At 71.3% G+C, this 14,603-nt stretch carries 13 protein-coding genes; 8 read left to right on the forward strand and 5 right to left on the reverse strand.

Annotated elements, in window-relative coordinates:
- Positions 1–2: 2 nt before the first annotated feature.
- Together Q8A52_RS40590 and Q8A52_RS40595 are read right to left on the reverse strand one after the other, a co-directional pair.
- Positions 3–1,142 (reverse strand): YbfB/YjiJ family MFS transporter, encoded by a 1,140-nt coding sequence (locus Q8A52_RS40590; protein ID WP_316761502.1) that lies wholly within the window; start codon positions 1,140–1,142, stop codon positions 3–5.
- A gap of 215 nt (positions 1,143–1,357) precedes the next feature.
- The gene (locus Q8A52_RS40595) at positions 1,358–1,852 is read right to left on the reverse strand and encodes an FBP domain-containing protein (RefSeq protein ID WP_316761506.1); all 495 of its coding nucleotides are present in this window, start codon (positions 1,850–1,852) and stop codon (positions 1,358–1,360) included.
- Positions 1,853–1,923: 71 nt separating this feature from the next.
- On the opposite strand from Q8A52_RS40595, the gene Q8A52_RS40600 reads away from it, so the two are divergent.
- The gene (locus Q8A52_RS40600) at positions 1,924–2,493 is read left to right on the forward strand and encodes a TetR/AcrR family transcriptional regulator (protein WP_316761508.1); all 570 of its coding nucleotides are present in this window, start codon (positions 1,924–1,926) and stop codon (positions 2,491–2,493) included.
- Positions 2,494–2,555: 62 nt separating this feature from the next.
- Positions 2,556–3,770: a GDSL-type esterase/lipase family protein gene (locus Q8A52_RS40605; protein WP_316761510.1), complete on the forward strand. Its 1,215-nt coding sequence runs from the start codon at positions 2,556–2,558 to the stop codon at positions 3,768–3,770.
- A gap of 11 nt (positions 3,771–3,781) precedes the next feature.
- On the opposite strand, the gene Q8A52_RS40610 is transcribed toward Q8A52_RS40605, so the two are convergent.
- Positions 3,782–4,471 carry a DUF4232 domain-containing protein gene (locus Q8A52_RS40610; RefSeq protein ID WP_316761514.1) on the reverse strand — a complete coding sequence of 230 codons (690 nt, stop codon included), beginning with the start codon at positions 4,469–4,471 and terminating at the stop codon, positions 3,782–3,784.
- 193 nt (positions 4,472–4,664) lie between these two features.
- Complete coding sequence (locus tag Q8A52_RS40615) at positions 4,665–5,363, reverse strand: type 1 glutamine amidotransferase domain-containing protein (RefSeq protein WP_316761517.1); 699 nt, start codon at positions 5,361–5,363, stop codon at positions 4,665–4,667.
- Positions 5,364–5,568: 205 nt separating this feature from the next.
- On the opposite strand from Q8A52_RS40615, the gene Q8A52_RS40620 reads away from it, so the two are divergent.
- The 5 genes from Q8A52_RS40620 to Q8A52_RS40640 all read left to right on the forward strand — a co-directional run bounded on the left by Q8A52_RS40620 (position 5,569) and on the right by Q8A52_RS40640 (position 11,576).
- The gene (locus tag Q8A52_RS40620; protein ID WP_316761520.1) at positions 5,569–6,384 is read left to right on the forward strand and encodes a DUF427 domain-containing protein; all 816 of its coding nucleotides are present in this window, start codon (positions 5,569–5,571) and stop codon (positions 6,382–6,384) included.
- Between the two features lie 345 nt (positions 6,385–6,729).
- Complete coding sequence (locus Q8A52_RS40625; RefSeq protein ID WP_316761523.1) at positions 6,730–7,830, forward strand: GNAT family N-acetyltransferase; 1,101 nt, start codon at positions 6,730–6,732, stop codon at positions 7,828–7,830.
- Positions 7,831–7,921: 91 nt separating this feature from the next.
- The gene (locus Q8A52_RS40630; RefSeq protein ID WP_316761525.1) at positions 7,922–9,544 is read left to right on the forward strand and encodes an FAD-dependent monooxygenase; all 1,623 of its coding nucleotides are present in this window, start codon (positions 7,922–7,924) and stop codon (positions 9,542–9,544) included.
- Positions 9,545–9,659: 115 nt separating this feature from the next.
- Positions 9,660–10,490 carry a PP2C family protein-serine/threonine phosphatase gene (locus tag Q8A52_RS40635; RefSeq protein ID WP_316761527.1) on the forward strand — a complete coding sequence of 277 codons (831 nt, stop codon included), beginning with the start codon at positions 9,660–9,662 and terminating at the stop codon, positions 10,488–10,490.
- Positions 10,491–10,550: 60 nt separating this feature from the next.
- Positions 10,551–11,576 (forward strand): MASE1 domain-containing protein, encoded by a 1,026-nt coding sequence (locus tag Q8A52_RS40640; protein WP_316761530.1) that lies wholly within the window; start codon positions 10,551–10,553, stop codon positions 11,574–11,576.
- A 46-nt stretch (positions 11,577–11,622) separates the two neighbouring features.
- Here the strand turns inward: Q8A52_RS40640 and Q8A52_RS40645 are convergent, their stop codons facing one another.
- Entirely contained in the window at positions 11,623–13,110 is a 1,488-nt protein-coding gene (locus Q8A52_RS40645) for a long-chain-fatty-acid--CoA ligase (protein ID WP_316761533.1), read from the reverse strand.
- 150 nt (positions 13,111–13,260) lie between these two features.
- Here Q8A52_RS40645 and Q8A52_RS40650 point away from each other — a divergent pair, with 150 nt between their 5' ends.
- The gene (locus Q8A52_RS40650) at positions 13,261–14,490 is read left to right on the forward strand and encodes a PucR family transcriptional regulator (RefSeq protein ID WP_316761535.1); all 1,230 of its coding nucleotides are present in this window, start codon (positions 13,261–13,263) and stop codon (positions 14,488–14,490) included.
- The last annotated feature ends 113 nt before the right edge of the window (positions 14,491–14,603 follow it).

Raw genomic sequence — 14,603 nt, forward strand, 5'->3', positions numbered from 1 at the left:
CGTCATGGGGCCCGCCAGATGTTGTCGAAGGCCGCGTCCTCGATCTCGCGTCGCTGCCGTACGGCCGTCAGCTCCGTCACCGCGTCGTTGACGGCGGCCAGCACGGTCACGATCGCGTCGTCGGTGAGGCCCTCGAGGTTCTCGGTCGGCTCGTCGTGGGTGCCGACGGCGGCCGCAAGGCCGACCAGGACGGGGTCGCCCGAGGCCAGGCGCTCGGTCGCGTGGTGGAGCTCCGGTGAATCCGCCGGTGCCGTCCGGTCGCTCCGCAGCGGGAACCAGCTCCGGCGTCGCCGGGTGAGCTCGCCCTTCGCCTCCAGGGCGGAGACATAGGCCGCCGACAGCCCACGCCCGCGGCGCCACAGCCAGTCCTCGACGGACTCGTACGGCTCCTGCCGGCTGAGCGACGACACCGCGTCGTCCAGCAGACGGTCAGCCATGTCCAGCGGCGCGCCGGGAACGACGCGGTCGCCGTCGAGGGTGACGGCCCGGGCCTCGACGAGGTCGATCAGTTCGGCTCCGGCGAGGGCCAGCGAGAGGTCGCCCTGCTCGACGGGACGGTCGGAGGCGACGTTCAGGGCGGTGATCAACAGGTCCCGTGCAGTGGTCATGTCGGACTCCATGTCAGAGGCGTCGTCGGCAACCGGTCGCCGAGCAGTCTGCCGGAGCGGGTCGTCGTACCGGTGCGGCAGGTCCCACCACCACCATGTGGTGCGGGAAGCCGATGCGCAGCACGGCGGCGGTCGCGGCGGCCGCGAGGACCACGACGAAGGCCAGGACCAGCGCCTGCCGGCAGTCATGGCGCAGGAGTGGTGCTGCGGCCAGGGTCCGAGCATCTGGCCGACGGACCAACCGGTGGTGAGCCGCGCGACGGAGCGGGGAAACCGCAGGTCGGCGCCGATCGCCAGGGCGAGGGTGCTGACGCCGATGAACGTCGCGCCGAACAGGAGCGCCGAGACCAGGGCGGCCGCCGTGCCACCGGGCAGGGCGGGGAGCGCGATACCGAACGTCTGGATGGCGAGCGCGGGGAGCAGCGGGCCGGGGCGGGACCGGCGCAGCCCGAGCCGGTCCCACCGCTCCGGGGACGGGACGGCTGCCGGACCGACCAGCACCCAGGCGCCGCGGCCCACCGGAGACCTCGTCACCGGACTCCCTGGATGCCGTCGGCGCTGCCGCGGGTTGCAGCCGCCAGGAGGCGACGGTCAGAAGGGCGGCGAGCGCGGCCGCGGCCCGCCCGGCGGCACGCCGGTACGACGACGGAACGCACGGCGAGGACGGGCGGCCCGGACAGTGCGCCACCGGCACCGACGTCACCCACCACCAGGTCTCCCGCCTCGGTCGGGGCGCCGGCGCCCGGCGGTCATGAGGTCACCTTGGCGATGAACGCGGCGAGGTTCGCCACGGTCCGCTGGATTTTCTCCTCCAGGGTGAGCGACTCATGGAGCCGGGCGCCGGCGCCCGCGTCCTTCTTCCCCCGCACATACAGCGAGCAGGCGAGGTCGCTGCATATGTAGGCGCCGACCGAGTTGCCCTGCTGCCCGGCCTTCCCCGCCTTCGGCGCGACCATCAGCGAGACGCCACCGGTGTGGGAGGTCAGGCACATCGAGCACATACTGCGCCTCGTCTGCCCGGCGACGGGGTTGCCCGAGCCGCGCAGCACCAGGGCCCTCGGGCGGCCGTCGAGCTCGGTGACGAGGTAGGCACGGTCGGGGGCACGGGGATCTCGCCAGCCGAGGAAGTCGAGGTCTTCCCAGGGGTGCTCGGCCAGGTCGCGCGGGACGGACAGGCGCTTCGCCTCGCCCTTGGTGCAGTTGACGAACGCGGCACGGATCTCTTGCTCGGTCAGTGGTTTCATAAGGGTCACGCTAATTTGCCTAAAGGGTGCAGGCAAACGCATAATCCTTTCTGTCTGGCGGGAGGAAGGTTATGGCGCGCGCAGGACTGACCACGGAACGCCTGACCCGGGCGGGCGCGGAGCTGGCCGACGAGGTCGGCTTCGACCAGGTGACCGTCTCGGCGGTCGCCAGGCGGTTCGACGTCAAGGTCGCGAGCCTCTACTCGCACCTGAAGAACTCCCAGGACCTCAGGACCAGGATCGCCCTGCTCGCCCTGGAGGAACTCGCCGACCGGGCCGCCAACGCGGTGGCCGGCCGGGCCGGCAAGGACGCCCTGACCGCACTGGCGAACGTCTACCGCGACTACGCCCGCGAGCATCCCGGACGCTACGCCGCGGCTCAGTTCAGGCTCGACCCGCAGTCGGCGGCCGCGGGCGCGGGCGGCCGGCACGCCCAGATGACCCGCGCGATCCTGCGCGGCTACGAGCTCACGGAGCCGGACCAGACCCATGCGGTCCGGCTGCTGGGCAGCGTCTTCCACGGCTACGTCAGCCTGGAGATGGGCGGGGGGTTCAGCCATAGCGCCCCCGACACACAGGAGACCTGGTCGCGGATCCTGGACGCCCTGGACGCCCTGCTGCGGAACTGGCCCGGGGCCTGACCCGGACCACGGCGCAGCGGCGCATCCGATCGACCCGAGTACGACGACAACAGGCCGAGGTCATGCACTCCACCGAGCGCGACTGGATCACCACGCCCCTCACGGCACGCCTCCTGCGCGGCGCCCTCGATGTGGAACGCACCGCGCACGGGCTGCTGCCGCACCGGCTGCCTGCGAGGGCCCGCGCCCAGGTCCCCGACGAACAGCTCGCCATGGCGGAGGCCCAGCCCTCCGGCGTGCGGCTGGTCTTCCGGACCAGCGCCTCCGCGGTCGAACTGGACACGCTGCCCACCAAGCGGATCTACACCGGCGCCCCGCCCCGCCCCGACGGCGTCTACGACCTGCTCGTCGACGGCCGCCTGGCCGGCCGGTCGGGTGTGACCGGCGGCAACACCCTGACCATCGACATGCGCACCGGAGCCACCGAGACCCGGCCCGGCCCGCCCGGCACCCTTCGTTTCACGGGTCTGGGTGACGGAGAGAAGGACGTCGAGATCTGGCTTCCGCACAACGAGACCACCGAACTCGTCGCCCTGCGCACCGACGCCCCCATCGAGCCCGCGCCGGATCGGGGCCGCAAGGTGTGGCTGCATCACGGGAGTTCGATCAGCCAGGGTTCCGACGCGGCGAGCCCCACCACCACCTGGCCCGCGCTCGCCGCCTCCCTCGGCGGGGTGGAACTGATCAACCTGGGCCTGGGCGGCAGCGCCCTGCTCGACCCCTTTACCGCCCGCGCGATGCGGGAAACCCCCGCGGATCTGATCAGCGTCAAGATCGGTATCAACCTGGTCAACACCGATCTGATGCGCCTGCGCGCCTTGACTCCCGCCGTCCATGGCTTCCTGGACACGATCAGGGACGGCCACCCCACCGCGCCGCTGCTGGTCGTCTCACCGATCCTGTGCCCCATCCACGAGGACACGCCGGGACCCAGCCTCCCGGACTTGAGCGCCCTCGGCGACGGACGGCTGCGGTTCCGGGCCGCGGGCGATCCGGCGGAGTGCGCGAGCGGGAAGCTGACCCTGGGCGTCGTACGGGACGCATTGGCCCGGATCGTGGAGCAGCGGGCGGCCGAGGACCCGAATCTGCACTACCTGGACGGCCGTGACCTCTACGGCCGGAGCGACTTCGCCGAGCTTCCGCTGCCCGACGCGCTCCATCCGGATGCCGCCGGCCACCGCCGTATCGGCGAGCGCTTCGCCCGGCTGGCCTTCGCCTCCGAGGGCCCCTTCGCGGAACGCGGCCGGGCCGACCGCGACACGCGATCGGCCCGGTGACACGGTCCGGCTCAGGAAGGCTTCGCCGCCGACACCGCGGTGACGGTGACCTTGTTGTCGCACTGGGCGACCTCGCCGTCGTCCAGGGCGATTTGCTGTGCCCCGGAGCCGGGCAGGCCGATCACCAGCGTCGGATACACGACGGGCTCGGCGCCCGACTTGCAGTAGCCGTCGGCCTCACCCTGGACCTGGACGAAGGTCAGCTTCACCCAGGCCTTGGCGCCCGGCGCCACCGTCACCGGCGCGGCAGTGCCCGTGGGGGTGACGGCCAGCGGCTTGTTGCGCTCCGGCGAGCCGTTGCCGGCCCCGGCCACCGTCGGATGTCCCTGCAGGACGCATGCCTGTGCGGAGACGTTGGTGAACTCCACGATCGCCGCTCCGGTTCCCGTGCCGACGGGACGGTTGGCGGCCTGGGAGGCGGTCACCTTCAGTGCGGTCGCCGCGCACGCCTTGGCCGTCGTGCCCGACGAGCCCGATCCGGTGGAAGCGCTCGCGGCGGGCGCCTTCGGCGTGCCGGCGGTGGACGGCTTGGCGGCCGGGGTGCCCGCCACCGGGGACGAGGTCGCCGCCTTGCTCGGCGCCTGCGACGGCGACTTGGCCGCGGAATCGTCGCTGTCGTTCTGGCACGCGGTCACCACCAGCGCGGCCGAGATCGCCGCCATCGCCATCGCCGTTCTGCGGATGCTGCTTCCGTACTGCATGACGCCCCCCGAATTCGGATTGCACGGGGCCGGCCCGTCGCCGGCCACTCGCCCATGTAGACAGGGGTCCTGGACTGCGGGTTTCCGCTGTTGATCACCTGTGACACGGCAGTGACAAAGCGAGCCGTCCGCGTCGCCGGGCTCGGCATCGCCGATGGTTTTGGCCTCGGCGAACAAGTCCGTGAGCAGGTGCTCAGCCGGCCAGCTGCTTGAGGACCTCGACCGCGGCCGGGGCGGACGAGGACGGGTTCTGGCCGGTGACGAGGTTCCGGTCGACGACCACGTTGGGGGCCCACGGTTCGCCGGCACGGACGTGCACGCCGGCCTCGACGAGCCGGGTCTCCAGCAGCCACTTCGCCTTGTCGGCGAAACCGGCCTGGGTCTCCTCGGCGTTGGTGAACGCGGCCACCTCGTATCCCGCGAACGCGTTGGAGCCGTCCTCCAGGGCGGCGGCCAGCAGCGCGGCAGGGGCGTGGCAGACGACGCCGAGCGGTTTGCCCGAGCCGAGGGCGTCGATGAGCAGCCGGCCGGAGGCGGCGTCGACGGCGAGGTCCTCCATCGGGCCGTGACCGCCGGGGTAGAAGACGGCCGCGTACTCGTCGAGGTCGACGGCCTCCAGCGTGATCGGGTGCTGCAGCTCGGTCATCGCCGCGAGACCGTTCGCGATGTCGTCGGCGCCCTCCTGGCCGCCGTTGACCTCCGGGGCCAGGCTGCTCTTGTCCACGGTGGGGACCACGCCGCCCGGCGTCGCGACGACGATGTCGTGGCCGGCGGCCTTGAACGCCCGGTACGGGGCGACGGCCTCCTCGGCCCAGAAGCCCGTGGGGTGCCGGGTTCCGTCGGCGAGCGTCCAGTGGTCGACGCCGGTCATCACGAAGAGGATCTTCGACATGCTGTTTCTCCAAGAGAGCTGCGGGCCTTGGGGCGCCTCCTGACCCTGCGGACGCAGATCGTCGGTGTGGCGATGTCCTCGAAGGTAGGTCCGCATGTCATACGTTTCCAATGAGGAATCACATGCCTGCCATTGGATTCCCAATGGGTGGGAACGTGTCGGGCGGTCGAGTGCGTTGCAGGAGTACCGGAAGGGAGAACGGGCCATGACCACACTCCGCACCGCGGCAACCGTCCGGACCACGCCCGAGGGCCTTCTGTGGGAACCGAGCGAACGCTGGGTGCGTGGCCACAAGGGTGAGGTCAACGTCGTGGACAGCCGGCACCCCGTCCTGGTCTGGGAGCCCGGCCTCCCCGTGCCGCTGTACGCCTTCCCGCGCGAGGAGGTCCGCACAGACCTGCTCCGCCCGGCGAAGAACCCGCCCGCCGGCGCCCACGGCGGATCGCGGCTCTTCTACGACCTCGACGTGGACGGCGACCGGACGGAGAACGCGGCCTGGACGTACCCCGCGGCCGACCTGGCCGGCCACATCGCCTTCGAGTGGTTCGAGCGCACCGGCCGCGGCCTCGACCACTGGTACGAGGAGGAGGAAGAGATCTTCATCCACCCTCGCGACCCGCACAAGCGCGTGGACGCCCTGCCGAGCAGCCGCCATGTCGTGGTCGAGATCGACGGCACGGTCGTGGCGGACACCCGCCGCCCGGTACTGCTGTTCGAGACGGGCCTGCCCACCCGCTACTACCTCCCCCGCGAGGACGTCCGTCTCGACCTGTTCGCCCCCACCGACCACAGCACCGGCTGCCCGTACAAGGGGACGGCCGAGTACTGGTCCTGGCGCGGCGAGGCCGACGTGCCGCCCAACGTCGTCTGGAGCTACCGGGATCCGCTTCCCGCGGTGGCCGCGGTCAAGGGACTCCTGGCCTTCTACAACGAAGTTGTCGACATCGTCGTGGACGGCGAGCGCCTCGAGCGCCCCGCCACACCCTTCAGCCGGGCGCTGTCGACCCGCTCCAGGGCCTGACGCATCCGCCTGCGCCCGGCCTCCGCGGCCTCACCTGGCTCGGTCATTCGCCCTGCATTCTCCCATTGCGGGAGGCACCCTTGACAGCGTGCGTACTGTTTCGCGACGTTTGAGCCTTGCCCGGCAATTCGGAATCTCGGTCGTCGATCGCAAAACCAGCGCGTACACCGCGTGGATCAGCAGAGATCCAACGAAGTGGCAGAGAGAAGTGGCAGGACGCGGACATCGCGTCATAGGGGGGAGCGGTCGCCGATGCGATCCAACAGCCATGATCCACACGCCCGACCGGCTCGTGCCGCCACAGTCGCGTCTCACGCGGATGCTGCGGAAGGGCGGTCGATCTGAGTGGACATCACGATCCACAGGCCGGGCGAGCTGACCGAGTCGCTGCGCCGGGACTGGCACCGGGCGATGGACGAGTCACCGGAGTACGCCAACCCCTTCCTGGCACCGGAGTTCGCGATCGGGATCGGCAGGCACCGCGGCGGGGCGAGGGTGGCGGTCCTGCGCGAGGGAGGGGAGCCCGTCGGCTTCTTCCCGTACGAGCGTGACGCGTTGGGTGTCGGACGGGCGATCGGACTCGGTCTTTCGGACTGTCAGGCCCTCGTGCACCGCCCCGGGGTCACCTGGGACGCCCAGGACCTGCTGCGGGCCTGCCGGCTGTCCATTTTCGAGTTCGACCATCTCGTGGAGGAGCAGAGACCGTTCGCGAGACATGTCACCGGTCTGTTCGCCTCCCCGGTGATCGACGTCAAGCCGGGCGACGGCGGCTATGCGGAGTGGCTGCGCGGGACCTACCCGGGGCTGGCCAAGACGACGCTGAAGAAGGAGCGCCGTATCGGGCGCGACGTGGGCGAGGTGCGGTTCGTGTTCGACGAGCGCGACCCGCGGATGCTGCGCACGCTCATGCGGTGGAAGTCCGCCCAGTACCGCAGGACGGGACGGATGGACCGGTTCGCCCGGCCGTGGATCGTCGATGTGGTGGACCATCTGTTCCACGTCCGCGAGGAGCACTTCACGGGTGTGCTGTCCGTGCTGTACGCCGGCGACCGGCCGGTGGCCGCGCACTTCGGACCGCGCTCGAGCACGGTACTCGCCGCCTGGTTCACCGCGTACGACCCCGAACTCCACTACTACTCGCCCGGCCTGATGATGCATCTGCGGACGGCGGAGGCGGCGGCCCGCAACGGAGTGACGCTGGTTGACCTGGGGCGTGGCGACAAGGAGTACAAGGACTGGCTCAAGACCCGTGAGCTGCGCGTGGGAGAAGGGTTCGCGGCCCGGACCCACCCGGTGGCGGCGGGGTACCGCCTGTGGCGCCGGCCCGCGCGCGGGCTGCGGAACACGGTGCTGGCCCATCCGCGGCTCCGGGAGCCGGCCGACCGGCTGCTGAAGACGGTCGGCACGCTGCGCACCTCACGCCGGACGGGCTCCGCGCGGACGTGAGCCGGCCGCGGCGCATTCGTCAGGTGGCCGCCGGACCTGCGGTGTCCGACGATGGGAGGGAACTGGATCAGGACCCCGTCGGGGAGCGCACATGGCCGACACCCAAGTCCTGGTCGCGGGCGCGGGACCGGTGGGTCTGACCGCGGCGCTGGAACTGCGACGGCGAGGCGTGGACTGCCGTCTGATCGACCGCCTGCCGAAGCGCCTGCCCTACGCCAAGGCGGTGGGCGTACAACCGAGAACCCTGGAGATATGGGAGCGGTCCGGTGTCGTACGAGCGGCGCTGGACGCCGCGGTGCCGCTGCGGGGACAGCTCGTGTACGTCAACGGAGCCGAGCAGGCAAGAGTCGAGCTGGCGCTGCCGCCGCAGGTGCCCTACGGCTTCGCCGCGCTGCCGCAGTACGAGACCGAGCGCATCCTCGAGGAACGGCTGTCCCGCCACGGCACGGGCATCGAGCGGGAGACCGAACTGGTGTCCTTCACTCAGGACGCGGACGGGGTCACCAGCAGACTGACCACCGCGGCGGGGGAGGACCTGGAGGTGCGGGCGCAGTTCCTGGTGGGCTGCGACGGAGCGCACAGCGTCGTACGCAAGCAGCTGGGGCTGTCCTCCGAGGGGGGCGCGTTCCACGAGGAGTACATGCTGGCGGACGTCGAGCTGGACTGGGACCTGCCGGCCGGCTACACCGTGCGCGCCATGCACCGGAGCGACGACGGGACCGTCGACGCACTCCTCGTCTGCATCCCCTTGCCGGGGCGCTCCCGGTACCGGGTGTCGATGCTGGCCGCCCCCGAGCTCGCCGGAGGCGGGCAGCCGCAGCCGGCACCGGCGGACGGGGTGTCCCATGGCCTGGACAGCGGTCCGCTGCCCCGGATCGAGCACATTCAGGAGGTGCTCGACCGGCTGTCGCCCGGACCGGCCGTCGCCAGGGCGATGCGCTGGTCCTCGGTGTTCCGCATCAGCCACCGGATCGTCGACCGCTACGCCGACGGCCGGGTCTTCGTCGCCGGGGACGCGGCGCACATCCATCCGCCGACCGGTGCGCAAGGCATGAACACCGGCATCCAGGACGCCCACAACCTCGCCTGGAAGCTCGCCCTCGCCGTCAAGGACATCGCACACACCGCACTGCTCGACAGTTACGACGCGGAGCGCAGACCCGTCGGCGAGGAGGTCGTGGGCCGTACGGTGCGGCACGCGGCCCAGGGTGTCCAGTCGGACCCGGACGACCTCGCCACGGTGCTGATGCGGGAGGCCCAGTTGCTGATCTCCTACCGGGGCGGTCCCCTCGTCGGGACGGCGGCCGACCACCCCGGACCGGCCCCGGGCGATCGCGCCCCCGACTGCGGGGGACTGCGGGACCCGATCGCCGCCCATCCCCTGCGGCTGTACGACCTGCTGCGCGACCGCGACCATGTGCTGGTGCTCTACGCCGACGCCGCTGAACAGCTCACGGCCTTCGACGAACTGGCCCACGCGGCACGGGACGCGGCCCGGGGAGAGCTGACCTGCTACGGCCTGCTCGCCCCGGACGTCGAGGCGTCCGGACTGCTGCTGCCCGTGATTCATGACCACGGAGCGGAGTTCCGCCGCGCGTACCGCACCGAGGGGTCCGCCGCCGTTCTGATCCGTCCGGACGGGTACATCGGGGTCCGGACGGACCCGGTCGGCAGGGCCGAGGTGCTGTCCGGTCTTGCCCGCGTGTTCGCATGATCCGTTATCGGCCTTTCCGCCCCTGATTTTCGATATCGATCTGTAAAGGTAAAATCAAGGGGTTTATCCATGAGGGACTGCTGTCTCGAGGGACTGGTGTCCCGCCGGAGTGATCATGCCCCGCAAGCGCTCAACGGCCGACGGAGACGAGCTGCTGGTCAGACTTCGGACGCTCACCGCGCAGGCGCGCGAGCGGGCGGAGCTGCAGCGCTCCCAGGTCGAGCTGGCCATCGCCCTGCAACGGGGCATGCTGCCCCGGGATCTGCCCACCGCCCCCCGCTTCCACCTGGCCGTTCAGTACGCGCCCGCCTGCTACGGCCTGAACGTGGGCGGCGACTGGTACGACGCCTTCGCGATGCCCGACGGCCGCATCGGGCTGTCCATCGGTGACGTCCAGGGCCACAACATCGAGGCGGCCGCCTTCATGGGCCAGGTCCGGGCGGGACTGCGGGCGCTCGCCTCCGTCACGAGCGAGCCGGGCGAGCTCCTCACCCGCACGAACGACCTGCTCCTGTCCCTGGGCAGCGAACTGTTCGCCACCTGCACCTTTGTGCGGCTCGACCCGTCCACCGGGGTGCTGGAGAGCGCCCGGGCCGGCCACATCCCCTTCGTCTGGGCCACGGCGGACGGACAGGCAGGGATCGCCGGGGACGACGGGGGACCGCCGCTCGGTATCGAGAAGGGCGTGGAATACCCGGTGGCCCGCTTCCGCCTCACCACGGGCGGAGTCTTCATCCTCCTCACCGACGGCGTCGTGGAGGGACCTCGGCTGAGCGTCGACGAGGGGCTCGACCACGTCGTACGGCTTGCCGGTGGCGCCGCTGTCGCGGGTCTGGACGCGGAATCGCTGGCCGCCGCCGTGATCAAGGGCGCCGAGCTCGTGGGGCACGAGGACGACGCGGCCGTACTCGTCGTGGGCCACGACGGGCCCGGCCTTCAGCCATAGGGCTTGGTCGCCGTGTTTCTCGCCTCGCCGACCGCGCGGCGTCGGTGTCTGATGGCTGCTGTGGTGGGTACCCAGGAGCTGCGCCGACCGGTCGTCTACGTCCTCAAGGTGCTGGCCGTCGCTGTCTGCTACTACGCGGCAGGGCGCCTCGGGCTCCTGCGCCAGCTCGTCGTCGAAAGAGCCGTGGTCACCCCCATCTGGCCGCCGACCGGCGTCGCGGTGGCCTGTCTGCTGATCCTCGGCGTGGGCATCTGGCCCGGCATCGCGCTCGGCGCCTTCCTCGTCATCGCCTCCATCAGCCCGCCGGGCTCCGACGCGGCCGGCATCGTCGCGGGAAACACCGTCGCACCGCTGTGCGCGTACCTCATGCTGCGCCACGTCGGCTTCCGGACCGACCTCAACCGGTTCCGGGACGGCCTCGCGCTGGTGTTCCTCGGCGCGCTGGCCGCCATGCTGATCAGTGCGACCGTCGGCGTCGGTCTCCTCGTCCTGGTGGGCAAGCTCCCCGCGCATGACAGCGGGATCATCTGGCTCGCGTGGTGGGTGGGCGACGCGATGGGCGTCCTGATCGTCACTCCGATCCTGCTGATGCTGCACAGGACGACCTGGCCGCCGGGGATGTCGCGGTGGAAGGAGGCCCTGGTCGTCACGCTGGTCGCCTGCGGTCTCGTACCGCTGGCCACTCGCAGCTCCGTCAGCCTGCTGTTCCTGGTCTATCCGCTCCTCGTCTGGGCGGCGCTGCGCTTCCGGCTCGCGGGCAGCATGCTGTGCGCCCTCCTCACCTCCATCCTGGCCACCATCGCGGCGACGGAGCACATCGGGCCGTTCGCGCGGCTGACCCCCGTCGAAGTGATGATGAAGCTCCAGGCCTTCAACGGGACCATGGCCCTGACCGCCCTGCTCCTGTCCGCAGTGATCACCGAGCAGCGCAACACCAGACTGTCCGTGGAACAAGCCTGTCAGGAACTCGTCGAGGTGCTCGAACATCTGACCGCTGCCGATACCCCGCCGAGCCGCGCGCCGACGGACGAGGCCACAGGGGAGGCCGACGCGAAACGCGGCGAACGCCGGGAACCCCCGCCCTGACGGGTCAGAGCGGGGGTTGCGCCGTTCGGTGTGCGGGGACCGGCGCTCACCCCGTCGGCGCGGTGATCTCCCGCTTGAGGATCTTGCCGCTGGGGCCCGTCGGCAGCGCGTCCACGAGCCAGACCGATCGCGGATACTTGTAGGCCGCCACCCGGTCCTTGACGAACTCCCGCAGTTCGTCGGGCGTCGCCTCGGCGCCGTTGCGCAGTACGACCGCGGCCGCGACCTCCTCGCCGAGCCGGTCGTGCGCCAGGCCCACCACGGCCGCCAGCGCGACGGCCGGGTGCTCGTGCAGGATCTCCTCTATCTCACGCGGGTAGACGTTGTAGCCACCGCGGATGATCATGTCCTTCTTGCGGTCGACGATGTACAGATAGCCGTCCTCGTCCTTCCGGGCGAGATCACCGGTACGCAGCCAGCCGTCCGGAATCGCCGTCGCCGTCTCCTCGGGCAGGTTCCAGTAACCCTTCATCACGTTCGGTCCGCGCACGGCCAGTTCGCCGACCTCGCCGGGGCCCACGTCCTTGCCCTTCTCGTCGAGCAGCCGGACCTCCACGTCCTGGATCGGGGTGCCGACCGAGCCCGGCTTGCGCGGCCGGTCGGGGTGGTTGAAGGAGACGACCGGGCTCGTCTCGGACATGCCGAAGCCCTCCAGCACCATGCAGCCGAAGCGCCGCTCGAAGCCGTGCAGCACCTCCACGGGCAGTGAGGCTCCGCCGGAGACGCACATCCGCAGCGTCGACACGTCCGCCTCCGCCGGATGCTGCAGCAGCGCCGCGTACATCGTCGGCACGCCCTCGAAGACCGTGGCCCCGTCACGGGCGATCGCGTCCAGCACGGTCTGCGGGTCGAAACGCGGGATCAGCGTGAGCGAGGCGCCGCTGCGGACGGACACGCTCATCGTGCAGATCTGACCGAAGATGTGGAACAGCGGCAGACAGCCGACGACCACGTCCTCCGCCGTGATGCGCTGCACACGGACGGCGTTGACCTCGGTGTTGTGCCGCAGGCTCCCATGGGTGAGCGCAGCGCCCTTGGGCCGTCCCGTGGTGCCGGAGGTGTACAGCAGTACGGCCACGTCGTCGGCGGCCGTCTCCGTCACCTCGGTCAGCGGCTCCTGGCCCGCCAGCAGCGCGGCGAAGGAGGAGGACTCGACCGCGAAGTGCCGCACCCCGGCCGCGGCCGCTCCCTGAGCGCCCTCGCCGGGTGCCTGGTGCCACTCGAACAGCAGCGCCGCCCCGGAGTCGTTCAGGTGGTACTCGGTCTCCCGGGTCTTCAGCAGCGGGTTCATCGGCACGACGATCGCCCCGGCGCGCAGCGCGCCGTAGTACAGCACGACGAACTCGGGCACGTTGGGCAGCATCAGAGCCACCCGGTCACCCGGCCGTACACCCTCGGCCCGCAGCAGCGCCGCGACCCGGGCGCTGCGCTCGTCCAGTTCGGCGTAGGTGGTGACCTGCGTTCCCAGACGCAGCGCGGGACGCTCCGGCTGCCGCTCCGCCGTCCCCACCAAGAACTCCGCCAGATTGGGCATGCCCCGCCTCCACGAATGTCACCGTCGAAATCCGCCGTTCACGTTGACGACATGGTGCTGCCGCCGAAGGCGACGACCTATGGGAGGGACGACAGCTTCCCTTTTCCCGCGTTGTTCCCGGGAACAAAAACAGGGCGTTACACTGCGCCGATGGACTTCTCGGGTGTCGCCGCGGCGATCCACGCGCGGCTTCCTGAACTGGGCGAGCGGCTGGCGGAGCGCATACGCTCCGACGTCGACGCATACAGGGACGAATCGCTCATCCCCTTCGACTCGCTGCGCCGCTCGTGCACGGCCAACGCCGACCTGGTCCTCAGGCACTTCCACCGCGCGGGCAACCCGGACCCGGGCCCCGCCCGCGAGACGGGCCGCATCCGCGCCGAGCACGGCATGCCCCTCGCCGACACCCTGCACGCCTACCGGATCGGCTTCGAGTTCCTGTGGTCGGAGATCGTCAAGGAGGCCGGCACCCATCCGGAGGTCCCGGACGCCGAGCTGGTCGCCCGCTCCGCCGAGATCTGGTCGCTGTTCGGCCTCTATGCCGAGGCCGTGGCGGAGGCCCACCGGGAGACCACCGCCGAACTGACCCTGCAACGCGAAGCCCGCCGCTCCGCACTGGTGGAAGCGCTGTTCACCGGCGCCATCGCCGACCGCACCACGCTGTGGGAGGCCGCCCGGGAACTGGGCCTGCCCGAGCGCGGGCGCTACGCCGTGGTCGCCGCCGAGTCAACGGCACCGGGCACGGAGCCGCTGGCCGGAATCGAGACCGCGCTGCGCCAGGCACAGCTCCCGTCCGCCTGGCGGCTGTTGCCCGACCAGCAGATCGGTCTGGTCGCCCTGACCACGCCGACGGCGGAGAGCACCGGTCTGCGCATCCTGCGCCGCGCACACGCCCGCGTCGGCATCAGCCCCGGCTTCCACTCACTGCGTGACACCCCGCAGGCCCTGCGTTTCGCCCGGTTGGCCCTGGCCGGCCTTCCGGGCACCGGCCCGGGCGTCGCGCGCTTCGACGACAACCCCCTGGCGATGGTCGTCGCGGCCGCCCCGGCGGAAGCCGCCCACCTGGTGACGGTCACCCTCAGCCCCGTCCTCGACCTCCCGGCCCCGGAACGTGCCCGTCTGCTGGAGACCCTGGAGCACTGGTTCGCCGCGGCCGGCTCCGCCGCCGATGCGGCCCGGAGCCTGTTCGTCCACCCCAACACCGTCCGCTACCGGCTGCGCCGTATCGAGGAACTGACCGGCCGTTCCCTCTCGGACCCGCGAACGGCGGCGGACCTGGGCGCAGCGCTCCTCGCGGTCCGCGGCGCCACGCCGAACGGCGCGGGAGCGGACGGCCCGCCGCGGCCGAGGTCGGCGGATCCCGCGTTGCGTTCCCTGTGAGAGCCCGGTTCCGGCTCCGTTTCGGGTGCGCAGCTTCAGGATGGGCGGCGCCTCGACACGGTCGTGCCGCGGCACCGGAGCGCTGAGGTCGTGGCCTACTCGCGTTCCCCGGC

Origin of the sequence: Streptomyces herbicida, from assembly GCF_032656585.1 — a bacterium.
Lineage (GTDB): Bacteria > Actinomycetota > Actinomycetes > Streptomycetales > Streptomycetaceae > Streptomyces > Streptomyces herbicida.